The sequence below is a fragment of the Paenibacillus sp. DMB20 genome (assembly GCF_000987955.1).
In the GTDB taxonomy this organism is placed as follows: domain Bacteria; phylum Bacillota; class Bacilli; order Paenibacillales; family Paenibacillaceae; genus Paenibacillus_AQ.
Map to the genome: position 1 here is coordinate 112696 of NZ_LAZU01000032.1, position 22381 is coordinate 135076.

24 protein-coding genes, 1 tRNA gene and 1 pseudogene are annotated in these 22381 nt (G+C 51.2%); 8 read left to right on the top strand and 18 right to left on the bottom strand.

The features are described from left to right. Window positions 1-249: 249 nt before the first annotated feature. A pseudogene (locus XI25_RS16365) lies at window positions 250-859 on the top strand (helix-turn-helix domain-containing protein). A 217-nt stretch (window positions 860-1076) separates the two neighbouring features. Further along, window positions 1077-1265, top strand: a complete 189-nt coding sequence (locus tag XI25_RS16370; protein WP_046679508.1) for a hypothetical protein — start codon at window positions 1077-1079, stop codon at window positions 1263-1265. A gap of 14 nt (window positions 1266-1279) precedes the next feature. Here the strand turns inward: XI25_RS16370 and XI25_RS35840 are convergent, their stop codons facing one another. Together XI25_RS35840 and XI25_RS16375 are read right to left on the bottom strand one after the other, a co-directional pair. After that, window positions 1280-1414, bottom strand: a complete 135-nt coding sequence (locus XI25_RS35840; RefSeq protein ID WP_268794527.1) for a hypothetical protein — start codon at window positions 1412-1414, stop codon at window positions 1280-1282. A 120-nt stretch (window positions 1415-1534) separates the two neighbouring features. Next, window positions 1535-2203: a helix-turn-helix transcriptional regulator gene (locus tag XI25_RS16375; protein WP_235439925.1), complete on the bottom strand. Its 669-nt coding sequence runs from the start codon at window positions 2201-2203 to the stop codon at window positions 1535-1537. Window positions 2204-2444: 241 nt separating this feature from the next. Between XI25_RS16375 and XI25_RS36930 the strand changes: the two genes are divergently transcribed. Both XI25_RS36930 and XI25_RS36935 read left to right on the top strand, forming a co-directional pair. Further along, window positions 2445-3296 carry an MFS transporter gene (locus XI25_RS36930; RefSeq protein WP_442950410.1) on the top strand — a complete coding sequence of 284 codons (852 nt, stop codon included), beginning with the start codon at window positions 2445-2447 and terminating at the stop codon, window positions 3294-3296. After that, window positions 3277-3768 (top strand): MFS transporter, encoded by a 492-nt coding sequence (locus XI25_RS36935; protein WP_442950406.1) that lies wholly within the window; start codon window positions 3277-3279, stop codon window positions 3766-3768. Before XI25_RS36930 ends, XI25_RS36935 begins: the two co-directional genes overlap by 20 nt. Window positions 3769-3992: 224 nt before the next feature. Here the strand turns inward: XI25_RS36935 and XI25_RS16385 are convergent, their stop codons facing one another. The 15 genes from XI25_RS16385 to XI25_RS34805 form a co-directional block, all read right to left on the bottom strand. After that, window positions 3993-4472, bottom strand: coding sequence for a DUF6530 family protein (locus tag XI25_RS16385; protein ID WP_046679509.1), 480 nt, complete (start codon window positions 4470-4472; stop codon window positions 3993-3995). A gap of 406 nt (window positions 4473-4878) precedes the next feature. Beyond that, a tRNA-Leu gene (locus XI25_RS16390) sits at window positions 4879-4962 on the bottom strand. Window positions 4963-5155: 193 nt separating this feature from the next. Beyond that, the gene (locus XI25_RS16395) at window positions 5156-6124 is read right to left on the bottom strand and encodes a copper amine oxidase N-terminal domain-containing protein (RefSeq protein WP_152669155.1); all 969 of its coding nucleotides are present in this window, start codon (window positions 6122-6124) and stop codon (window positions 5156-5158) included. Between the two features lie 210 nt (window positions 6125-6334). Continuing rightward, window positions 6335-8338: a lamin tail domain-containing protein gene (locus XI25_RS16400; protein WP_046679511.1), complete on the bottom strand. Its 2004-nt coding sequence runs from the start codon at window positions 8336-8338 to the stop codon at window positions 6335-6337. A 95-nt stretch (window positions 8339-8433) separates the two neighbouring features. Beyond that, the gene (locus tag XI25_RS16405) at window positions 8434-9153 is read right to left on the bottom strand and encodes an MgtC/SapB family protein (RefSeq protein ID WP_046679512.1); all 720 of its coding nucleotides are present in this window, start codon (window positions 9151-9153) and stop codon (window positions 8434-8436) included. A gap of 36 nt (window positions 9154-9189) precedes the next feature. Beyond that, on the bottom strand, window positions 9190-9459 hold the full coding sequence (locus tag XI25_RS34780) for a glycerol-3-phosphate responsive antiterminator (protein ID WP_235439952.1): 270 nt from the start codon (window positions 9457-9459) through the stop codon (window positions 9190-9192). Beyond that, entirely contained in the window at window positions 9410-9808 is a 399-nt protein-coding gene (locus XI25_RS34785) for a glycerol-3-phosphate responsive antiterminator (RefSeq protein ID WP_235439926.1), read from the bottom strand. The genes XI25_RS34780 and XI25_RS34785 overlap by 50 nt, the downstream gene beginning before the upstream one ends. A 137-nt stretch (window positions 9809-9945) precedes the next feature. Then, the gene (locus XI25_RS16415; RefSeq protein ID WP_046679513.1) at window positions 9946-10737 is read right to left on the bottom strand and encodes an HAD-IIA family hydrolase; all 792 of its coding nucleotides are present in this window, start codon (window positions 10735-10737) and stop codon (window positions 9946-9948) included. Between the two features lie 49 nt (window positions 10738-10786). Further along, on the bottom strand, window positions 10787-11569 hold the full coding sequence (locus tag XI25_RS16420) for a carbohydrate ABC transporter permease (RefSeq protein WP_046679553.1): 783 nt from the start codon (window positions 11567-11569) through the stop codon (window positions 10787-10789). A gap of 46 nt (window positions 11570-11615) precedes the next feature. Beyond that, window positions 11616-12518, bottom strand: coding sequence for a carbohydrate ABC transporter permease (locus XI25_RS16425; protein ID WP_046679554.1), 903 nt, complete (start codon window positions 12516-12518; stop codon window positions 11616-11618). Window positions 12519-12672: 154 nt separating this feature from the next. Beyond that, window positions 12673-13980: an ABC transporter substrate-binding protein gene (locus tag XI25_RS16430; RefSeq protein ID WP_200901439.1), complete on the bottom strand. Its 1308-nt coding sequence runs from the start codon at window positions 13978-13980 to the stop codon at window positions 12673-12675. A 503-nt stretch (window positions 13981-14483) separates the two neighbouring features. Then, a complete protein-coding gene (locus XI25_RS34790; protein WP_235439927.1) occupies window positions 14484-14882 on the bottom strand; it encodes a glycerol-3-phosphate dehydrogenase C-terminal domain-containing protein in 399 nt (132 codons plus the stop codon). A 22-nt stretch (window positions 14883-14904) separates the two neighbouring features. Continuing rightward, on the bottom strand, window positions 14905-15573 hold the full coding sequence (locus XI25_RS34795) for an FAD-dependent oxidoreductase (protein WP_235439928.1): 669 nt from the start codon (window positions 15571-15573) through the stop codon (window positions 14905-14907). Beyond that, entirely contained in the window at window positions 15524-15811 is a 288-nt protein-coding gene (locus tag XI25_RS34800) for a hypothetical protein (protein WP_052759632.1), read from the bottom strand. The genes XI25_RS34795 and XI25_RS34800 overlap by 50 nt, the downstream gene beginning before the upstream one ends. 37 nt (window positions 15812-15848) lie before the next feature. Beyond that, on the bottom strand, window positions 15849-16232 hold the full coding sequence (locus tag XI25_RS34805; RefSeq protein WP_052759633.1) for an FAD-dependent oxidoreductase: 384 nt from the start codon (window positions 16230-16232) through the stop codon (window positions 15849-15851). 745 nt (window positions 16233-16977) lie between these two features. Here XI25_RS34805 and XI25_RS16440 point away from each other — a divergent pair. Then, on the top strand, window positions 16978-18330 hold the full coding sequence (locus XI25_RS16440; protein WP_046679515.1) for a lytic polysaccharide monooxygenase: 1353 nt from the start codon (window positions 16978-16980) through the stop codon (window positions 18328-18330). A 77-nt stretch (window positions 18331-18407) separates the two neighbouring features. On the opposite strand, the gene XI25_RS16445 is transcribed toward XI25_RS16440, so the two are convergent. After that, window positions 18408-19310 (bottom strand): AraC family transcriptional regulator, encoded by a 903-nt coding sequence (locus XI25_RS16445; protein ID WP_442950407.1) that lies wholly within the window; start codon window positions 19308-19310, stop codon window positions 18408-18410. 132 nt (window positions 19311-19442) lie between these two features. Between XI25_RS16445 and XI25_RS16450 the strand changes: the two genes are divergently transcribed. Genes XI25_RS16450 through XI25_RS16460 form a run of 3 tightly spaced genes read left to right on the top strand, consistent with a single transcriptional unit; the run spans window position 19443 to window position 22325 of the window. Next, the gene (locus XI25_RS16450) at window positions 19443-20501 is read left to right on the top strand and encodes a Gfo/Idh/MocA family protein (RefSeq protein WP_046679516.1); all 1059 of its coding nucleotides are present in this window, start codon (window positions 19443-19445) and stop codon (window positions 20499-20501) included. A 56-nt stretch (window positions 20502-20557) separates the two neighbouring features. Then, window positions 20558-21436, top strand: a complete 879-nt coding sequence (locus XI25_RS16455) for a sugar phosphate isomerase/epimerase family protein (RefSeq protein ID WP_046679517.1) — start codon at window positions 20558-20560, stop codon at window positions 21434-21436. A 28-nt stretch (window positions 21437-21464) separates the two neighbouring features. Then, entirely contained in the window at window positions 21465-22325 is an 861-nt protein-coding gene (locus XI25_RS16460) for a sugar phosphate isomerase/epimerase family protein (protein ID WP_046679518.1), read from the top strand. Window positions 22326-22381 lie beyond the last annotated feature (56 nt).

The window sequence follows — 22381 nt, forward strand, 5'->3', positions numbered from 1 at the left end:
ATAAATAAAAAACATACGTTCAAGAATTTATAACGAATATTATTCGTTTTTTATTAGTATCGAAATACGATATCAAACATAAAACTGCAGCAATAAGGTTAATAAGCGAATGTTTGGAAATGATTCATGAGTCATACCTCTGTTCTTTCGAATCCCTTAGCTTTAGTTGGAAACAAATGATAGGGGATACCTATTGAAAGTACATTGTCGAATATTGTAGTATGGTGGTAAAAAAAAGTCGGAGGAATTATGCCTACACAACAGCATCCAGAAAAACACTCCATCGAGGCGTGGTCCCTTATCAATCGTAAATATTTGGGGAAAGGCGTGCGCGTCAAACGTTTCCGTAAGCCAACCCGCTGCCAGATCCGTAACCGCGTGCTGCTTGCCGTCCTGATGGCCAACGATATTAAATTGTCCCAGCTTGCCGAGGAATTGGGCGTTTCTTCCCGCAGCGTCAGCGCTTGGGTGTACGAAGGACGCGTGCCCGGAAAAAAACAACCTGGAAAAGGCTTGCAACTATTTGGGTTATCCCCGCCACATCTTGTTCCGCGAGGAACTGCTTGAAAAATCGCCGGTTATCTGTCAGCCCGAGGCTTCCCGTTTCATGAAAAGAACGCTGACACGCTCCCCGGTAAGCAACCGGATCCTGACGGGGCTATGCATGGTGCATGACCTGTCCGTCAGCGACGTCAGCCGCTGGATCGGCGTCCACCCCGGAACGTTCCGTAAATGGCTGCACCAAGGAACCTTGCCTTCCAATGCTTTTCAGGAAAAAGCGGAAGCCTTCTTCCGCATTCCCAAGTCCGTGTTGTTTGCGGATTGTATCCTTCATCCGGATACGAAATCATCACGTTAGCAAAAAGCGCCTTCGTCCGTCTCAAAGGACAAAGGCGCTTCTTTCGTTAAAAACAAGCCGGGCAGAATATGAAATATTCCTGGCCTTCTCATCCATCAATCAAAAGCTCCGCTGCAACGGCTGAGAAACCGTCACGGCAGAGCTTGGGTCTTATGGGCATACTTGCATAGAGCAAAGGGAATACCAAGTTAAAACAGGAAAAAGGAGTACGGTACATATGCTGGACAATGACATAGGAATGGCGCTCGGCCTTTTGGCAGGAACCACGTTTGGCAGCGGCATCGGATTCCTCCTTAGCTGGCAGTCCTACAACCTGGTGGGATCCGTTGCCCTTTGCGGGCTGCTCGGCGTATTTGCCGGTCTTTGGTACGCCAGGAAGTCCCGGCGCACAGATCAGCCGCATTGATATAATGATCATGATCAAGGCCCAATCCGCTTGCGGCCGTTACCGTTGATGATGTCAGGCTGCTGCTGCTCTAACCGCTCCTCCAAAAGGGCGGTTAACTCCTGCATTTGCTGAACGGTGACAGAAGCCTCCACCTCAAATTTGATCAACTGAATCGATAAGAACCCCAAGCCATCGACAAAAGAAAAGCCGTCCCCAGAGGACGGTCAACCAGCGAATGAGCGTCGGTTTCTCTTTTAACTAATGCTGAAAACGGATCACGAGCAAATTCAAACGGATGACTCTTCCGGTTTAATCCAATACACGCAACGATTGTCGCCTTTTAAGATATACTCGTCTCTTGTAATCTCAACGCCGTCCCCAATGATGCTTCGGAACATGTCCAATTCATTCTTGCAAAGTCGGGAACAGGCTTTCGCCGCCTCGCAAATCGGGCAATGCCTCTCCACAAAACAAAACGAGCCGTCGGCGTTCTCAATAACTTCGGCCATATACCCTTCAGCCGTTCGGGCTTCCGCGAAAGTCAGTAATTTTTCTTTCAACGACAGGTTTGTCGGCACTTTCCCCTGATATTCCATGACTAGCTTTCGGTCTCTGATTTCCAGCAGTTTATCCAGGCCTTCTTCTCCAAACGCTTCTTTCATGGATTCGATCAAACTGATGGTCAGATCGGCATACCCGTCCGGAAACAGCCGATTCGCCTCGGATGTAAGCGCCCACATTTTCGCGGGTCGCCCCATCGTCCTTGGTTCTTCCGTGAAGGTAACCAGTCCTTGCTCTTGCAGATTATATAAATGCTGCCGAACCGCCATTGCGGTAACTCCAAGCTCATTCGCCAACTGAAGGGCATCCATGGATCCATTATGTTTGAGCAATTTCACAATGGTTCTTCTTGTTCTTTCGGCACCTTCTTTGGCCTGCGGTTTCATGTTTTTCATATCATTCACCTTCAAAATTTTGTCTAAACCATACGATAAGTAATCATATTGAGATTATAAAGAAAAATATTGACAAAGTCAAAAGCCTGGTATATTTTGTTTGTAAAGATCTTTGTTTATAAAGTATCCGGATACTGTGTGTACTTAGAATACATGATGGAGGGTGAACAGGTTGTCTTCTGCCCAAAGCATTTTTGGACCACGTTATCTTGCGCTATCGATCGGCATCATTTTGGCCGCAATGACCATCGGGTTTGAAGGATTGGCCGTAACGACGGTTGCTCCAGCCATTGCCGGCGATCTGCAAGGAATTCATCTCTTCGGTTGGATATTCAGCGCTTATCTGCTGGCACAAATTGTCGGTACATTGGTGATCGGTCGCCAAATTGACAGGAAAGGGCCTGCTTTGCTTTTTACCATCGCCATTATATTATTTGCCGTCGGTTTAATCGTGGCCGCCGTTGCAAATAACATGTATGTTTTGATCGGCTCCCGCGCTTTGCAAGGATTTGGCGCAGGCGCCATGTATACTTGCATTTACACAGCCATATCTTTAAGTTACCCCGATGAGCTTCGAGCCAAAATATTGGGCGCTCTCGGCACGGCATACGTGTTGCCTTCGATGCTCGGTCCTTACGTGGCCGGCGTTATTGCCCAACAGCTGTCATGGCGGTTCGTTTTTTTGGGGGGTTCTTCCTTTCTTGCTTCTGGCGGTGCTCCTCAGTCTGCCCGTCTTCCGAAAATTGAAACTGCCGAACGTTCAGGAGAAAAAGGAAGGAGGCGGCGTCATCGGATTGTCCGTGCTTCTCGCGATCGGTACGGGGCTTTTCTTGAGCGGTCTTGGCATGGTCACCAAAATATGGGGAATTGCGCTTCTGATTGTCGGCGCGGCTCTTATGGCACAGCCCCTTCGCAAGCTGCTTCCGGCAGGGACGTTGTCATTTCGTCCAGGTTTATCGTCCCTCATCGCTTCGCGCGGATTATTTTTCGCCGCTTATGTGTGCACGCAGAATTTTCTGGTGCTTGCCTTGACGGATACGAAAGGATTGGCGGCCGACAGAGCCGGGCTTATCTTGGCCAGTGCTGCGCTTAGCTGGTGTATCGTAGCCATTTTGCAGGCTCGATGGGATGCGGCAGACCAAGGACGAGGGCGAAATAAACGGATCATCGCCGGCATACTGCTGATGTTGGTCGGTATCGCCATCATGGCTTGGGTTCCTGCGCTTAATGTTGCGACAGCGATACTCGGCGAAATCGTTGCAGGGATCGGCATCGGTTTGGCGCATACCACTAGCGGTACCGTTGCTTTTTCCCTTTCCAAAGAAGGGGAATCCGGACAAGTTTCCGGGAGCCTGCAATTTGCCGACTCGTTTACGCCCGGCGTAGCGGTCGGAATCGGCGGCGCGATCATCGCGATAAATCAAACGGCGGGAATGTCAATGGAAGCCGGCATTACGGTCGCAATGGCATTTAATCTTGCATTGGTTTTGCTGAGCTTGCTAGCAAGCGGGCGAACCAAGCAGGTCCAACCGACGGCAAAACCATCGTTACAGATGAAGTCGTAATTTGGGATCAGTAGCCGTCCAGCTGGCGTACCCTCAACGTGTGGTTTCCGCATTTATCAGTTGAGACCCGATGGATCTGCTGTCTTGAAAGCGATGTAAACCTAAGTAATCTAAATCAACCACAAAAAAAAACATCCCCCTTTGATGTGGAAGGCTGGCGGATAACAGCTATTTCACGGTGAAGGTTGGATGTTTTTTTACATTCACGGATATTGGATAACATTTTAATACCCCATATCCTTTAATATTTTGGATAACGTGCGCAAACGCTCGCCGATCATTTCATCATCGTCGCTCAGCGCTTGGCTGAACAGCCTAATATCTTCATTAATTCTCTCATTGTCCGTGCATATGGCTACGGTCATGGCATCCCCTTGCAAACCAACCCGGTCGATAACGGGCTTTTGCTGGTCATATAAATCCTTGTAACGATAGGCTTCGCGAAAATGTTCCAGCGACCGACAAATCAGTATGGACAAATCAAGAACGCGATGGAGAGGCAGTTCCTCCGATTGTCTTGACCATTTTTCACCCGTGTATCTCCATACCTTGGCCGAAATATCGACCTTGCCTCTATCGTTCCACTGGGCCAATCCCAGGGAAAGGCCTTTCGCGTCCGTGTTCCCGGCCATTCGTCCATCAATCTTCTCATAATTTTCCGACACGACAACAGGTTTATGTTTTAACGTTGTAGGTATTTTCATCTTCATTCCCTCATTCCATTTACTTATTTACTAATTTACTAAACGACGGTTTCATCTTATCTTGAATTTTGCTGCTAGTCAAATCCGTTTTGATTAGATCCTCTGAATAAGAAAAAAAGCCAGACCGCGTTTAGCGGAAGTTTTTTCTTGCGATATTAGGAAGCTTATTCAGGGAGTGTATACTTTCTAATATCTTCAAAAAAACCGCCAATTTATCCATTGACGGACTGAATCGTGAATCAAGTCGCTTTTTTATCCCGTTATTTTACATCCTTTATTTGACCAAAAGGTGCTCTTGAGAAAAAGGGTTCCGCAGTCCATTCCAATATGGTTCTTAACGGAAATTAAATAACAAAAAGGTTTCCGCTCTGCCAGAAAAAGCAGATCAGAAACCTTTCATTGATGATGCGGTCGAGAGGACTCGAACCTCCACGGGGGTAAGCCCACACGGACCTGAACCGTGCGCGTCTGCCAATTCCGCCACGACCGCAAATATGTATCTTCCTCATGAACATGATGAAGATCTAAGGTGCCGGCTAGGAACAATTTCTGTTTCAGTAGAATTCGTTTCAATCACCGTAATTAAGAGTATATCCTGTCCTCGAAATAAATGCAAGAGTTTTTTAAAAAAAATTTAAGGGACCTGAATACCTTCCAGGCCCCCCCCTTTGTCGTTTTAAACATCAGATGGTCCATTCATCATGAACGATGCCGGACAGCACCCAACGGTTGCCTTCCTTCTGGAACACAAGCCGCAGGCTTTCCCAATCCATGCCTCCGTATTCGGGGTTAAAGCCGTCAAAATGATACTCGACGATAACCGCACCCGGATACGCCTGACTGGCATTGTTCAGCGAATTGCCGTAGCTCTTCGAATCATTGAAGCCGGTCCAAGGCGCTCTTGCGAAATCACTGCTGTATACAAATTGTTTATAATAGTCCTTAAATTTCAGCTTGATCGGTTCGCCGCTTCCGTCATATTCGCCCCAGGAATATTTCGCGTCGTTTGCAAATCCCTCTGCCATCTTCTCTCTACTTAAGGTGACGTTTTTCGTTCGCTCCACGTAAGCATAAGGCGAGAAGGTCACTCCCTTGCTGTGCGACATTTCGGCAAGCTGTTTGAAATCCTGATCCCGAAGCGCCCGAATGACCCGGTCCGCGCTTTCCTTAACCGCCGACTTGGCTTGCTCAGGGGTCAGCCCCGGATAAATGTTTGCTTCACGCTTCGCCGCATTCCAGCGAACCGTTCCTCCCAAACCTTCGGCCGAAAAACGCAAAGGGATGAACAGCCGCCCCTCCTTCATCACGGGAGCTGCATCCAATTCAATGGATGCCCCGTCCTTTATCGCCTTCTTCTGTCCTGCCGCAAGCTCAAAGGAATGAGTATCGCCCGTCACCCGGACGGTCTTTCGGACGGAATCCCACTTCACCTTCGCGCCCATGGCTTCCGATACCGCGCGAAGCGGAACCATGACTCTGTTCCGCTCAACAAAAGCGGAATCGTCCGATACGAGCACGGCACCGTTCACCTTGATCGCTACATGATTGGAGACGGCGGCATGCACCGGTTCGACAGGCTGCCCGAAAGCGGCAGCTCCCAGTCCCAGTGCTCCCGCCAAAACCGCCCCAACCCATTTATTCTTCAACGACAAACCAAACAACCTCCTTCTTCGTTGCCATTACCTTCATTATATGTCCGTTCCCGCCCGCATTCCGCATGGGCATTGCCGAACCTGCTTGGGTTCAGTATACAACGTTCGTTTGGGGATTGTTGTTACAAACGGTTCATCTTTCGTTGCAATCATGTAACCTCTTGAAGGAAATTCACCGGACCTCCCCTTGGACAAAAGGGGATTCCCTGATCAGAAATCCATGTCAGGCGAATCCTGCTGCAGGGACTCTTCTTCAAGACCGTACCGAGCCCAGCGTTTCAGGTCGATATGAATCATCCGGTCCATAACGTAAGTCGTGGTATATCTGTATTTCGTGGCACCCGACTCGAGCTGAACATAGAGATCGCTGCCCGCATCTACGATCCCCTCGGACATCGGGACGATGCCCAGCCGGGCGTTGTACTTTTTCTCCATGGTCCCGTCAAGGAACCATACCGGTATCTCCCGTCCCTGGATAGATGCCGTAGCGTGAGCATTCTGTTTGAGAGGGTTATAATACCAGTACAACATGCTGTCATTGCCTCTACCGTAAGATGTGCTCAGTATGATTCCGTCATGTCTTACCACGGCCCCCTGCACCTTGCCGGGAATGGATAAGATGCTGCCGGGAATGGCTGGCGAAGCGGAGCCAGGCATCCAATCCTCTGCCGAGATGCTGCCGGTTGACCGATCCAGCTCGTATCCAACCATCCAGGCATGCTGCGTCTCGCCGTTCCGATTGGTCATATGATGACCCGGATCCGTAGGGTAGCTGCTCTTTTCGTAGAACTCGCCGACCCATAATACGCCGTCCGCATAATAGTTGAATGACGCGTGAACCGGCACGGGGATTTTGGAGCGGAACCGGATTTCTTTATTGTTTTCCGCTCGGACAAGATCCTCCTTTTCGATCTGGAACAGATATTCTTCCGATGCGATCCATACATAGCGGGGGCTGACGGCCACGCCGCCGGCGTGACCGGTATACGGAGTTCCGTCTTCATTCATCAGCACAACGGATTTCACGAGCTTTCCGCTGGCTCTGTCAATGACCGATAAGGTCCCCGGCCTTCCATCGTCCATGTAATAGACGGCAAGGAGCCAGTTCTTTTCTTTATAATAAGCCAAGCCCTGAGGCACCAGGTCCTGAGCAAGCCCCGGGATGACCGGTCCTTCCTGGCTGATGTCCCACAGCATTTGATATTTGTTGTCATAAGGATTCACGGCGCGTTCGACCTGGGTTACGGTTTGGTGCGAGGGTACGGCCGCAACCGCATCGGACTTCGCCGATTCCTGATCAAACCGGTTCACGGCCGCGATCTCAAAACGGTAATTGACGTTGCCGGTTAAACCATAAACCTGGAACCGCTGTTCTGCCGAGGAAACGGAAAACTCCAGCATACCGTTTTTGTAAATGTTATAGCTTTCAACATCCGGCTCGTCCGTCCCTTCCCATGACAGAGCCACCATCCCGGGCCCGGGTACGGCTTTGACTTCCGCAGGAGAGGCCGGGCGCTGTCCTCCCTCATTTCTCCTCGGTTCCGCCTGACCTTCGACAATCCAGCCGGGGGTCGGCGTTTGCTTGGAGGCCAAGGGTCTCATCCGATGGCTTCCTGCTTCCGGGTACATAAAGGTAACGGATTTCCTCTCAGCCGCATCAGCTCCCGTATACCCGGCACTAACGAGTTCCGCACCGGAAGCATCAATCAGGGTGACCGTTTGGGTCCCGCTGTTGACGAGGCCGCCGACATCGCCGATCATAACCGCCCGCTCCGAGGGCAAATGCTTGCTCAAATACGATGAAAAATAATAACTGTTGAAAGCTTCCCAGGTCAGCGGCCCGATTTCTCCGCGGCGGGTCCAGAAAACGGCGGCCTCACGGGCGCCGAGCACGAAAGAAGGTTCGAAACTTTTGTTCCAATTGCCCGATTGAAGACGGTAGCCCGTCAAATCCACAGGCGTTTGACCCGCATTAAAAATTTCCACGAATTCAAAAGCATCGTAGCCGGCATAATTGGAGGTGTCCGGTGTAAGCTCCGTAATTAACAGATTCGGTGAGTCTGCGCTCCCGGCTTCCTCTATGCCTGCAAGAATCCCGTCCTTTTCCTTCAGGTCGGACGCTCCATCCTCCGCTGCCAGCAAAACCATATTTCCCAACGCCAAAGTCAAGGTGAAGAAGCAGAGCATCCATTTTTTCAATCCTTTTGATTTCATCCATTAATCCCCTCCTTTGTCGCAAACGTCTTCGCAGCCCCTGGCTCACGGCAGCCTCCTGCCATGACCTCGGCTGTTTGGTTATAATCGCACGCTTAGTCCCGATCCCTCCAATTCATGCGAACCTGTTTGATTCCCTCCACCTGCCACAGCCGTTCAAACAGCGTATCGATGCCTTTGCCGTTAAAAGAATATACCCGGAATTCCATCGTCACCTTGGTGGAATCCTCCTCGTGGCCGTCATCATGCACGATCATCTGCTCGACCGACATATTGGCTTTTTGGAGCAGAGCGGTGATGGCGCTGACTTCAACCGGACGGTCCTCCGCTTCGATGATAATGCGCAGGCTGCCCGATTTTTTAATGAACAAAAATTTCGATTCCAACCGGTTCAGGATAAGCGTGCTGCTTAACACGATGGCCGTAGTAATCACCGCCGGCCAGTAAAATCCCGACCCGACGCTAAGGCCAATTGCCGCCGCCACCCACAAAGTCGCCGCTGTGGTCAGTCCCGAAATGATGTGGTTGGAGCGGCGGAGAATCGCGCCGGCTCCCAGAAAACCGATCCCGCTTACGACCTGGGCTGCAAGCCGTGCAGGGTCAAACCTTGCATTGGGATGATTGACCAGGGAACTGTCAAAGCCGTAAATGGACGTCAACATGATCAATGTAGAGCCGACAGCCACAAGAAGGTGGGTTTTCAGCCCGGCTTGTTTGTTCCGCCGCTCCCTCTCCCAGCCGATCAATCCGCCTAACAGCGCTGCCAGCAGCAGGCGCATCAGCATAATTTCCGTATCCAGATGTAAAACTTCCACCTTTTTGACTCCCCCTCTCATGCTGCAGTCGCAAGTTTACGGCATGTTCTCGTCCTGCCAGCGCCAAAGCTCCTTGCTTGAAGTGGATATTCCGATCACCCCGCTCTTCAGCGCCGTATCGAAATCCTCCAAGTCAATCATCAGACCCCCGGCAATGACGGGAACATCCACCTCGGCGCGAATCCGGTCCATAATCCGTCTGCAAACCATGCCGGGAAGAACCTCGATGGCGTCCGGATCGGAAGCCTTCGTCATTTTAATGCCATTGTCCAGCGATACCGAATCGAATACGAACAACCGCTGCACCGTCAGCAAGCCCAGCTTTTTCGCCTCCACGATGGCCGTGTTTTTTTGTCGTGACGATCCCGTCAATGCCGACCTTCTCGGCCAGATAGGCGACCCCGGTTTTGTCTTTCCCGATGCCCTCGATAAGGTCGAAGTGGACGAATGACAGCTTGCCGGCCTCCCGGATCTGCTCCACGACCGACTCAATGACAAAAATATCCGTTTTCAATATAAATACGATATTCGAGTCCGTCTCCAGAACGGATGGCAGTTCATCCACGTTCATCAAGGATGTGATAATCGGTTTGCGCTTTAGGCAGTACGCGATACGCTGTGCACCGCCTACGCTTGCTTTTACGTTCGTCTTCATATGTCTCACCTCTTTGTTGAAACAACTTCTCCGGATCTCCCGTTGTAACAACATATTTTTAACGGTATTTCTAATGGTTTCGAAGAGCCTGACGTGATGTGAATTTTGGATTCCAAGCAATCCCTTAAAAGAATAGGCTAGGACGGCAGCCTGCTGCTGCGGTAAATGTCATGCACAGAATTCAGGATAAAGGTCGGCTTTACGTCGGAAGCGGCCGCATCCTCGCTCGTCGTAACCCCCGTCAGCACAAGAGCCGTATTCATGCCGGCGTTGTTGCCCATCAGGATATCCGTCTCGAGCCGGTCTCCCGACATAAGGCAGTCCTTCGCGTCTAGCTTAAGCATATCCAGTGCGGTCAGCGCCGTATAAACCGAAGGCTTCCCCATAATGATATTGACCTCAAGCCCGGTCGTTCCTTCAATCGCGCCAATCATGCCTCCGCAGTCGGGCACTTCTCCTCCCGGCATCGGACATGTTCGGTCGGGATGGGTTGCGATCACATGCGCGCCCTGCTTGATGGCCTGGTACGCAAAATCAAGGTGGTTGTAGTGAAACTCACGGTCCCAGGAGACGACGACCACGTCGGTTTCCTCAGGGCTATCGGCAAATTCGATGCCGCTGTCGCGGAACTCGCTTTTCAATATTTCCTCTCCGATCACATAAGCTTTCCCGCCGGGATGGTGGTTCTGCAAATAATGGATCGTTACAAGAGCCGGATTCAGGATATGGCCGAGCCCGATTTCAAGGCCGAACCCGTTAAGCTTCTTCAAATAATTATCCCGGGAGTCGATCGTTTTGTTCGTTAAAAACAGCAGCTTTTTGTCGAGCGATTGCAAATACCGAATCGTTTCAACCGCTCCATCGATCGGTTCGTTTCCGAGATAAATCGTCCCGTCCAAGTCGAAAATGTATCCAGAAAAATGATCCATCCTGCTTCTCCTCTGCATGTAATATTCCGTTAAGTTTGTTTACCCGGCTTTATTTCAGGCCGGAGTGCATAAAGCTCTCCACAAATTGCCGCTGAAATACAAAGAATGCGGCAAGAAGCGGAAGTATGACTAAAATCGTAGCCGCCGTGACCGTTCCCCATTGGGCACCGGTTTCGAACGACTGCGCAAAAATCGCGATGCCTACCGTCAGCGGACGGGATTCAACCGTGTTCGTCACGATCAGCGGCCACATGAAATTGCTCCAATGCGTGCTGACCGAAATGAGACCGAAGGCCACATAGGTCGGCCTCGCGGACGGAAGATAAACGTACCAAAGCGTCTGGTACCACCGGCAACCGTCCACCCGCGTCGCCTCATCCAGCTCAAGCGGAATTTGCTTGAACGTTTGGCGAAGCAAAAACACGCCGAACGAGGACGCCCAGTAAGGCAGCATAATCGCCAGCTTCGAATCGATCAAGCCGAGCTCTTTCATGATCGCATAGTTCGGAAAAATAAGAATGTCCGGCGGAATCATGATCTGTACGAGAAAGACGATGAAAATAAAGCCCTGACCGATAAAATTCAGCCTCGCAAACGCGTAGGCCGCAAGCGTCACGGTAACCATCTGCACGGCCAGGATGCCGAGAACGATGACCAGCGTGTTCCAATAGTATTGAAGAAACGGAATCGTCTCCCAGGCCGAAACATAGTTCGCAAACGTCGGTTGGTTGATCATGAACGGATTCGCGCGAGTGATGACCTCCGAGGAAGGCGTGAACGAGGTAATCACGGTCCATACGAGCGGAACGAGAAAAATGATCGCCAGAATCATGACGACAAGACGGTTAAAAATGCGGTACACGGGTCATTTCTCCTTCCTAGTAATGGATTCGCTTATCCAGATAAGCATAATTGAAGACGGAAATGCCGAGCAGAATAACGAGCAGGATCACGGTAAGCACCGAGGCGGCACCCATGTCCCAGAAGCTGAACGCCGTTTCGTAAATGTAGAACAGAAGCAGGTTGCTCGCATTATCCGGTCCGCCTTTGGTCATGATGTACAGATGGTCGACCAGTTTGAACGAATTGGTCGTCGCAATCACGAGACAGAACAGCGTCGTGGGCATCAGCAGCGGGAACGTGATTTTGCGGAATACCTGCAGCGGACGCGCTCCCTCCAATCTGGCCGCCTCGTACACTTCGCCGGGGAGATTTTGCAATCCCGCCAAATAAAACAGCATGAAAAAACCGGCTTCCTTCCATATAATCATGCCGATCATGGCGTACATGACCCATCCCGGCTCCCCGAGCCAGTTGGCCCCCTCGATGCCAAAAAAAGAAAGGAATTTGTCGAGCAGCCCGTAATCGGGCGTGTAAATGAACAGCCAGATGTTGGCGATGGCAATCATGGGGATGATCGTCGGATAGAAGAAGGCCGCTCTCAAAATGCCGTTTCCCCTCATTTTGTTGTTCACCCACACGGCCAGGTAAATCGAAAGCAAAATACTGATCGGCACGGTGCCGAAGGCCAATATGAGATTGTTCTTGATCACCTTATGGAACACTTCGTCCTGCAGCACCCTGGAGTATTGGTCGAATCCGACAAATGTTTCCGTGCCGAGCGTCGAGTTGAAAAAACTTAAATAAATGGATTTAAAGGTCGGATAAAACGTAAACATGCCTAGGAAAATCAGGGAGGGAAAGAGCAGAGCGTAAGCAAACGCGTTTTCCCTCCAGTTGATGATCCGCCTCGCGCGCCGGTATGCAGCTGGTTGTGCCAAATTCAATCCCCCGTTCCCGCCTTGGAAAGCATAGGGAAGCTGCGGACCACGATTTTGATTGCGCTTTTATTTTTTCTTCGTTCCGTGGTGACGCAGATTCCCGCTTCCTGAATTAAGTCATTTCGTAACCATTGCTGTGCGAAAGGGCGCCACGCTACTTTTGAAACTGTTTCAAAATGCCGTCGGCCTGCTGCTGCGATTTTTCCAGCGCTTCTTTCGCCGTTATGTTTCCTAACAGCGCGGCTTGAATATTATCGTTGAAAATTTTGGTCACCTGACCGTTTTGGTACGTCGACAATTCGCTGTCCGCATGCTCCAGCTGATCTCTGGCGACAGCCGCAGCAGGGAAGTCGGTTATGTATTTCTTAAGCAATTCGGTTTCATAGGCGGATTTGGTCGTTCCGACATAGCCGGTATCGATAGACCATTGCGCCACGCGTTCAGGCTGTGTCAGGAACTCGATGAATTTCACGGCAGCCTTTTTGTTCTCTTCGGGAATGTTTTTGAATACGTACAGGTTGCCGCCCCCCGTCGGAGATCCATACTGTTTGTTGGCCGGCAGGAACGCCACTCCGAAATCGAACGAAGCCTCGTTTTTCACCTTGGTCAGATTGCCCGTCGTATGAAACATCATCGCGGTCTTCCCGCTGATAAAGTCGGAAGGAACCGTGGCCCATTCAATCGTGCCTTGCGGCATGACCTTGTCCTTTTGCCCGAGGTCCATATAGAATTGAAGGGATTCTTCGACATGCGGCTGATTGAAAAAGGCTTTCGTTCCGTCGTTCGACATGATGTTTTCGCCGGATTGCAGGGCCAGTGCCTGCAGCATCCAATACTGATAGCCCGTGCTCGGAATTTCGATGCCCCACTGGGAGCCGTCGGCTTTTGTCAGCCTTTTGGCATAATCGCGCAGCTCGTTCCAATTCGCCGGCGCTTTCTCGGGATCCAGGCCCGCCTCTTTGAATTTGTCCTTGTTATAATACAGCACGATGGTGCTGCGTTGGAAAGGCACGCTCCATACCGTGTCGCCGGACTTCGTGTTGCCCAGGAACGCTTCATAGAAATCACCGAAATATTCCTTCGGGAACCGCGGCGTCAGATCCTCAATCGCATTCATCGAGAGCAGCGTGTACAGGTCTGTCGACAGCAAAACGGCGATGTCGGGGGAATTGTTCCCCTGAACGGCGGTTGCCACCTTGGTCATCGTATCCTGATAGCTCCCCCCGTAAATCGGGGTAATGTCGATGTCCTTGTTTTCCTTCTCGAAATCGCTCGCCAACTGGTCGATCAGTTTCGTGATCGGTCCGCCTACCGCTACCGGAAAATAGAACTGCAGCTCCACCTTTCCGTCTTTTCCCCCGCCTTCGGACTTGCCTTGGGCTTCGCCCTTGCCGGACCCTCCGCTGCCGCAGGCTGAAAGCACAAGCGCTAAAGCGATGAACAGAAACCCGAATCTTTTCACTGGAATCCCCCTTTTTGATCGGCCGGGTATAAGAAAAACGTCTATCGACTGTTACTTCACAGAAGACAGACCGCATTTAGCGGAAGTTTTTTCTTGCGATATAGAATTCCATCAGCTCTGCTGATAACTTATAAATTCTATATCTAAAAGAAAAAACGTCTATCGACTGTTACTTCACAGAAGACAGACCGCATTTAGCGGAAGTTTTTTCTTGCGATATAGAATTCCATCAGCTCCGCTGATAACTTTTAAATTCTATATCTAAAAAAAAATAAGAAGCGCTCCGCACCCAAAAAACGACTTCCATGACAAAGAAAGCGTTTTAGTTATGCAAAGGGCTTCTCATTATCTCTACCCGGCTCTAAAACTTATATTTGTATACTACAATCTGTTCACAGCTTTGACAAGATTATTTTTGAATCGAGCCTTATATGACATGAAATATCATTGACATTCGCGAATTTTGTAAAATTCCCGTAAATTTATCGATTTTACCGGCGCCTTCAGGCATAAATACGGGCTTCCCCTGCTTTCCGGCGTTCCTCCTGCCTTTTCTTCCCCGAGCCGTTACTCTCATCCGGGATTCGATAGGATTCTTCCCATACCTGCGTTGCCAGTTTTTCAAGCAGACTCCGCTGCCGGCCGAACTCCTCGCGGTCCCATTCAAGAAACATTCCCATAAGCGACAGCGTCTCGTGCATTAACCGCTCCGCCTTTTCCCGGTCATACAACATCCAGCCTGTTCTTCCAAGCAAAAAATCCGCCGCGGTTACCGTCATCTCATGATGGATGCAGTATTGAAGCTCCGCGTACAGAAGCCGCCGGTTCCCTGTCACTTTGTCCCGCTCCGTTTCCGAGTAATAACGGAACACCTCCGCCGTACCCGATCCGTACCGGGACATAAGATCAAAGGTGCCGTCCACATCAATTCCGAGAGAACGTCCCTTTTTGACCAGCGACTTTTTTTAAAACATGATAATCGGTAAACGCCCCGCTCTCCGGCAACCCCCCGCTGATCGTCCTGCGGTCCGTCGTGCACGGCGGATAGATCCTACCCTCTTCATCCTGAAGCTGTCTGGCGGCAAGATCCACGGTCTTTTCGGCCAACTTCCGGAAGCCCGTCAGCTTGCCTCCGACAATTGTGATAAGTCCCGAATCGGATACGGTCAGCTCATCCCTGCGCGATATTTGCGAGGTGCTTTTTCTTTCCCCCCTTACCAAGGGATGGAGCTCCGACCAGCCTGCTTCGATATCCGAAAGGCAAAGCCCGGCTTGAGGGAAAGCGTAATTGACGGCATCAAGCAGATCCTTGCGGTCAGCCTTCATGAGATCGGGCCGTTCCAAATCCTTTCCATATACCGTATCGATGGTTCCAATGTACGTTTTTCGGCCTCTCGGAACGGCAAAGATCATTCTCCCGCCGGGCACGGCGGCATAAGCAGCCTGCCGGATCGGCAGTTTGCGGTGATCAACCACCAAATGCACCTCTTTGCTCAAAAGGGACGATTCCCGATTTAACGTGTTGTCTTTATACCGCAGTTCATCAGCCCAAGGCCCGTCGGCATTGACGATTTTTTTTGGCCATGATGACATACGTTTCCCCGCTGATCCGGTCCACCGCTTTAACCCCGGCCGCTCGGCCTCCCCGGTAGATCAATTCCGTCGCTTCGGCGTAGTTGGCCAGCATGGCCCCGCAGGCATGAGCGCTTTTCATCACTTCTATCGTCAGCCGGGCGTCGTCCAGCCGGTATTCATAGAAGGAACCCGAACCGATCAGTCCGTCCGTTCTGAACAGCGGCTCAAGCTGGATCGTATCGCCGCGGCGGTACATTTCCCGGCGTTCGCTCCGTTTAACTCCCGCCAGCCAATCATGGATATAAAGACCGACCGAGCTTGCCCAATAACCGAATGTTCCTTTTTTTATATATCGGCAGAAGCATCGGGATCGGTTCCACCAAATGGGGGGCGCTTCGGCTGAGAAGCTCGCGCTCGAAGCCCGCTTCCCGTACCGCCCGGAATCCCCCCTGCTTTAAATAACGGAGTCCGCCGTGTATCAGTTTGGCAGCTCCGCCGCTCGTACCCGAAGCAAAATCATCCGTCGCAAGAAGCCCGGTTGCCATGCCGCGGCAGCTCGCATCCCATGCAATGCCGGCTCCTGCAATGCCTCCGCCGATCACGAGCAGGTCCAATTTGTGGTCTGACATTTCCTCTAACCATGCCGTCCGATCCAGTCCCGAGAATCCGTAACCCATTCCCTTACCTCCTTGATCCGTCCCCGGGCGGATTAGGGTACAGAAAAAAAACCCCTAGCCAAGAATACATACCGAAAGAAGGTACGTACTCAGCAAAAGGGGTCTCTGTCATCTCCGCCGCTTCATGCTTAGTTACATTACAAATGATTATATGCTGAACCATTTTATAAGTCCATACTTAATTTGTATGCGCATTCATTTGCGTTTAGAACCGGGTGCCGAATTATCGATTTTATACTTTCATTGTGATATTTATAATTATCAACGTAATTTTATATTTTCCAATTAATAGAAAAAATAATTCACACAATCTACATTTTTTGCTTTATAATTGGGCCAGAAAGCCGGACGATCCGCTTCATTTTCGAACGGCTCTCCCCTCTGATTTCGAAACATCTGCCAAGGCTCCTTCTCAATTACGTACCATCGCCCGCACCCTAATTCCGAATGATCTCCTCCCGTTATGCCGTCTGCAGCAATCTCTATGATTCCGTTATTTTTTCGTATATAAGCCCGTAAAGGGTTTATATAAATATGTCTTGAAAGGAGGCGCGCTGAAGAACGTTCGCCCTCGTCAGTCATGCTTGCCGTTATTCACACTCGATCAGGAAGGAGGCGCTGAATTTACGGAGCTTTACAAGCCAAGAATGCAACCAGGCAGAATCCATTGCGTTCATTCTTCGCCGTTGGCGAAGGACGGTTCCTTGCAAAATTCGTATTTTTAAATTTAAGGAGGCTGGCGAAATTGACTTTAATCCGTATTTCCCATTCTATGAAGCTTAAATTTCTTGCCCTGTGCGGCGTTCTGGCCGTGGCGGCCGTGATGATGTTCCTGACGGCGGAAACGGTCTCCGCCCACGGTTATGTCGACAGCCCGGGCAGCAGGGCTATTTTGTGCAAAAACGGACAGAACAGCGACTGCGGCGCAATCATTTACGAGCCTCAAAGCCTGGAAGCTCCGAAAGGGTTCCCTGCAGCAGGACCGGCCGACGGCAAAATTGCCAGCGCAAACGGAGCATTTCCGAAGCTGGACGAACAATCGGCCACGCGTTGGACCAAAGTCAACATCTCTCCGGGCCAAAATACGTTCAACTGGAAGCTGACCGCCGCTCATGCCACGACGAGCTGGAAATACTATATTACAAAACCGAATTGGGATCCTAACGCTCCTCTGACGCGCAACTCGTTCGACCTGACGCCATTCTGCTCCGTAGATTACGGCGGCGTACGCCCTCCGTTCACCTATTCCGACACGTGCAACGTACCTGAACGCACCGGATATCACGTCATTCTGGCCGTATGGGAAATCGCCGATACGGCAAACGCGTTCTATAACGTCATCGACGTCAATTTCGGAGGCAGCAATCCTGGAGATTCCCAGGCGCCGACGGCTCCGGCCTCCCTTGCGGTAACCGGCAAGACCTCCACTTCCGTTTCCTTGAGCTGGAACGCCGCCACGGACAACGTCGGAGTTACCGGTTACAAAATTTATAACGGAAACACGCTTGTCGCTACCGTCTCGGGCTCTACATTGAATTATAACGTAACGGGCTTAACGGCAAACACAGCCTATACATTTACCGTAAAAGCCGCGGATGCCGCGGGGAATCTTTCTTCCGCAAGCAATGCGGTCAGTGCGACAACCGACCCGGTCGTCGTCGATACCGAAGCGCCAACCGTTCCGGGCAACCTGCACGTGATGGGCACGCCGACGTCCACCAGCGTCCACCTCATGTGGAATGCTTCCACTGACAACGTTGGTGTAAGCGCGTACAAAGTTTACCAGGGATCGACGCTGGCCGCCACCGTATCCGGCACGACAACCGAGTATTCCGTCACGGGCTTAAGCCCTAGCACATCCTATACGTTTACCGTCCGTGCGGTCGACGCTGCCGGGAACGAATCCGCCGCCAGCAATGCGGTCAGCGCCACAACGGCAGCTCCACCTGCCGTTCAGGCCTGGGCTCCCAACACGTCGTATACCGTCGGGACTAAAGTAAGCTATAACGGATCGGTCTACGAATGCCGCCAGAACCACACATCCTTGCCCGGATGGGAACCGGCCAATGCGCCAGCTCTCTGGCTGCTGGTTCCGTAGTCTAGTATATTCGGCGATTCCTATTTTAGACTAATTGAATAGTATGAACAGCCCCTTTGAGCGCGGACGGAAGTCTATCAGGAGACGCCGCCCGCTAGAAGGGGTTGTTTTTCGTGGGTTACTGTCCTACCCGGTTGCGATAGCTCCTCGGCGACACGCCGGTGATTCTCTTGAATACCCTTGAAAAATAAAAAAGTATCTTTATAGCCCAGGGCCTCCCCCACCTCTTTGACCGTAAGCTCGGTGTTCAGCAGGATGTTCCTCGCTTCCGCAACCCGGAGCCGGTGCAAAAACTCGTTCAGCGGATAGCCCGTGAATTCGTGAACGATCCTCCGCAGCGTGGATACGGAGATGTGATGACGTGCGGCCATATCCGCCGGTTCCTGCTGCATATGAAGCGATTGCGATATATCCTCGATTACCTTCAGCGCAAAGCTTTCCCGGTTGCTCGCCTCGCTCCGGTCGGACTGGGACACCAGATCGTAAAGGAATCCTTCAAGGATCAGAGCGGCGCGGTCCATATTGCTCGGTATGCCGCTGTCGATCAGCTTGAACATCATTTCCATCCTGTGAATAAGGGAATCGTCATATACCGCCTTCTTGACCGACTCCGGATGCAGAAGCCAGCAGTCCAGCCACTCCTGAACCCTGTCCCCATCCACGGTGAAATAGTATTCGTCCCAGTTCCCGTCCGTACAAGGCCCGTAATTGAAAGTAACCTCCGGAAACAGGCAAAACCAGCTTCCCGCATCCACCTTCTGGCGTTCTCCTTCGCCCACCTGATAATAACCGCTTCCGGCCGTGATCATGACAAAAGCCCAATGAGGGAATACAGCATCGCTTCTTTGCAGCGTTCGCCCCGGCAAATGGCCTGCATTCAAGATGGTAAGGGATTTGATCTTCTGCTTGCCGGGATCCATCGTCGAATTAAAGACCCGGATCGGAAAAGAACTGATCATATAATCCATGTATTTTGTCATCCTGCACATTCTCCCTTAAAAATAACTGTGCTAAATTAAACTTACTTGAACAAATATAACATATCCGCGTGAAAACGCCCATCTGCGGACAGCAGGTTTAAGCGCGGAAAACGAAAGGATGTAAGCGTACCCATGAATAAAGTCAAAATAGGCCTGATCGGCGCCGGATCCATTTCCGAATCCCATTTGATTGCCTACAAAGCCAATCCAAAAGTAGAGCTGGTTGCCGTATGCGACCTGAATGAAGAAAGAGCGCGCGACAAAGCGGAGCGTTACAACATACCGAACGTCTATACCGATTATAAAGAGCTTCTTGCCAATAAAGACGTTGACGCCGTCAGCGTCTGCACATGGAACAATTCCCACGCGGAGATCAGCATCGCGGCGCTCCGGGCGGGCAAAAACGTTCTGTCCGAAAAACCGCTGTGCAAAACCGTGGACGAAGCCCTCAAAGTGGAGCAGGCCGTCAAAGAAACCGGCAAGTTCCTTCAAGTCGGATATGTTCGCCGTCACGCTTCAAACATTGCCGTTCTGAAGAAATTCATCGATGCAGGCGACCTGGGCGACATTTATTTTGCCAAAGCCAGCCTCATTCGCCGTCTGGGCAATCCGGGCGGATGGTTCGCCGATAAAGAACGTTCCGGCGGCGGTCCGCTGATCGACATCGGGGTCCATGTGATCGACCTTTGCTGGTACCTGATGGGCAGACCGAAAGTAAAATCCGTCAGCGGCAATACATACAACAAGCTGGGGAACCGTTCGCATATCGAGCACTATGATTTCTACAAAGCGGCCGACTACGATGCTTCCCTCAATACGGTTGAAGATATGGCGAATGCGCTTATCCGTTTTGAAAACGGTGCTTCGATTATGGTGGATGTCAGCTTCTCGCTTCATGCCAAGAACGAATCGACCGTGATCAACATTTACGGGGACAAAGGCGGCGCCGAAATCGAGCCCAAGCTTTCCATCGCTACGGAGCGCCACAATACGATTATTAATATCGATCCGCAGATCACTTCGCCGGGCTTTGACTTCCAGGGAGCCTTTTACAATGAGACCAGCCATTTTGTCGACTGCTGCCTCGGGTTGAATGAAACGAACAGCCCTGTAGAGGATGGCGTGGAGATGATCAAAATCCTTAACGCGGTTTACCAATCCGCTGCGGAAGGACGCGAAATTCAATTTTAAGGCCACCCCGGATCGGGTGATGGACTCATTTTAAAATAAAGGAGGCTAAAACCAAGATGAAATTGAACAACAAAATTGGCGTCATTGTGGACAGCTTCGGCGTAGGCGTGAAGGAAGGACTTAAAAAAGCAAAGGAAGTCGGTGCGGACGGCGTGCAAATCTATGCCGTATCCGGCGAGATGGATCCCGCGGTGCTCACCGGAACCAAGCGCAAAGAACTCCGCAGTTACATCGAGGATTTGGGTCTTGAAATCTCCGCGCTCTGCGGCGATTTGGCCGGACACGGGTTTCAGGATGCCGAAGCCAACCCGGAGAAAGTGGAAAAATCCAAACGCATTCTCGATCTGGCGGTTGAGCTTGGCAGCAACGTGGTCACCACTCATATCGGCATTGTTCCGGATAACAAAAACGGGCGCATTTACGACGCGATGCAGCGGGCGTGCGATGAGCTTGGCGTTTACGCCAAAAGCATGAATGCCTATTTCGCGATCGAGACCGGTCCCGAGCCGGCAGCGCATTTGAAAAGTTTCCTGGATACGCTGAGCACGAACGGCGTCTCGGTCAATTTCGACCCTGCAAACATGGTTATGGTTACCGGGGATGATCCGGTAGAAGGCGTCAAGCTGTTGAAAGATTACCTGGTGCATACTCATGTCAAAGACGGCAAGCGCCTCCGTCCGGTCGATCCGAGAGACGTGTACGGCTTTCTTGGTTACGGTGCGATGGACCATGAGAAAATCGCCGAAATGGCATCATCCGGCGCGGCCTTTGAAGAAGTTCCGCTGGGTGAGGGCAAGGTCGACTTCCCTGCTTACTTCGCGGCACTGCAGGAGATCGGATATAACGGCTACCTGACGATTGAAAGGGAAGTCGGCAGCAATCCGGAGGAAGATATCCGCAAAGCCGTTTCGTTCATTAAATCTTTCCGGGGATAACGTCCCTGACCAGAAGGGAGAAATCAACATGAAACTGGGAATCAGCTCATACAGCTTGTTTCAAGCCATGCATGCAGGCCGGATGACCATCCTGGATGCTATCGATTGGGTTGCCGAAATCGGCGGCCGGCATATAGAGATCGTCCCCGGGCTCGGCTTTGATTTTAACGCCAACCCTGAACTCGAGAATCAAATTGTCGAAAAAGCGAAGTCCGCAGGCATCGATATTTCCAATTACGCCATCGGAGCCAACTTCGTTACGGATACGGAAGAACAGTACGAAGCGGAAATCGCCCGTGTCATGAGCGAGGTGGACCGCGTTCACCGGCTGGGCGCAAAGCTGATGCGTCACGACGTGGCTTCCCGTCCGGATACGTCCATCGCCCGCTTCAACGAGGATTTGGAAAAGGTAGCTGCCGCATGCCGCCGGATCGCCGACCATGCCAAGCAGTACGATATTACGACAAGTCTGGAAAACCATGGCTACTATGTTCAGGCCAGCGACCGCGTTCAATCCGTCATTCATGCGGTTGACCGTCCAAATTTCAAAACGACGCTGGATGTCGGCAACTTCCTGTGCGTGGATGAAAATCCGGTGACCGCCGTGAAAAAGAACCTGCCGTATGCTTCCATGGTTCATATCAAGGACTTCTATGTCCGCCCGTCTTACCGCAATCCGGGTGAGGGCTGGTTTACCAGCGCGGGCGGCAATTACCTCCGCGGTGCCATCGCCGGACACGGAGACATCGATTTGTATGAAATTTTACGAATCGTGAAACAATCCGGTTATGACGGTTATCTGTCCATCGAATATGAAGGCATGGAAGAATGCACCAAAGGAACGAAAATTGCGTTTGATAACGTAAACCGCATTTGGAACGAAGTTTAACTGCTTCATACATCTAATAGGGGCTGTCCCAAAGTAGTTTTTTTCTACTGCGGGAA

Coding starts and splice junctions, on each gene's coding strand:
- XI25_RS16370 (WP_046679508.1), top strand. CDS start 1,077: ATGCTGGACAATGACATAGGAATGGCGCTCGGCCTTTTGGCAGGAACC.
- XI25_RS16375 (WP_235439925.1), bottom strand. CDS start 2,203: ATGAAAAACATGAAACCGCAGGCCAAAGAAGGTGCCGAAAGAACAAGA.
- XI25_RS36930 (WP_442950410.1), top strand. CDS start 2,445: ATGACCATCGGGTTTGAAGGATTGGCCGTAACGACGGTTGCTCCAGCC.
- XI25_RS16385 (WP_046679509.1), bottom strand. CDS start 4,472: ATGAAAATACCTACAACGTTAAAACATAAACCTGTTGTCGTGTCGGAA.
- XI25_RS16400 (WP_046679511.1), bottom strand. CDS start 8,338: ATGAAATCAAAAGGATTGAAAAAATGGATGCTCTGCTTCTTCACCTTG.
- XI25_RS34785 (WP_235439926.1), bottom strand. CDS start 9,808: ATGAAGACGAACGTAAAAGCAAGCGTAGGCGGTGCACAGCGTATCGCG.
- XI25_RS16415 (WP_046679513.1), bottom strand. CDS start 10,737: ATGGATCATTTTTCTGGATACATTTTCGACTTGGACGGGACGATTTAT.
- XI25_RS16420 (WP_046679553.1), bottom strand. CDS start 11,569: ATGATTCTGGCGATCATTTTTCTCGTTCCGCTCGTATGGACCGTGATT.
- XI25_RS34790 (WP_235439927.1), bottom strand. CDS start 14,882: ATGTCCCGGTACGGATCGGGTACGGCGGAGGTGTTCCGTTATTACTCG.
- XI25_RS34795 (WP_235439928.1), bottom strand. CDS start 15,573: ATGTCATCATGGCCAAAAAAAATCGTCAATGCCGACGGGCCTTGGGCT.
- XI25_RS34800 (WP_052759632.1), bottom strand. CDS start 15,811: ATGTACCGCCGCGGCGATACGATCCAGCTTGAGCCGCTGTTCAGAACG.
- XI25_RS34805 (WP_052759633.1), bottom strand. CDS start 16,232: ATGGGTTACGGATTCTCGGGACTGGATCGGACGGCATGGTTAGAGGAA.
- XI25_RS16445 (WP_442950407.1), bottom strand. CDS start 19,310: ATGACAAAATACATGGATTATATGATCAGTTCTTTTCCGATCCGGGTC.
- XI25_RS16450 (WP_046679516.1), top strand. CDS start 19,443: ATGAATAAAGTCAAAATAGGCCTGATCGGCGCCGGATCCATTTCCGAA.
- XI25_RS16455 (WP_046679517.1), top strand. CDS start 20,558: ATGAAATTGAACAACAAAATTGGCGTCATTGTGGACAGCTTCGGCGTA.
- XI25_RS16460 (WP_046679518.1), top strand. CDS start 21,465: ATGAAACTGGGAATCAGCTCATACAGCTTGTTTCAAGCCATGCATGCA.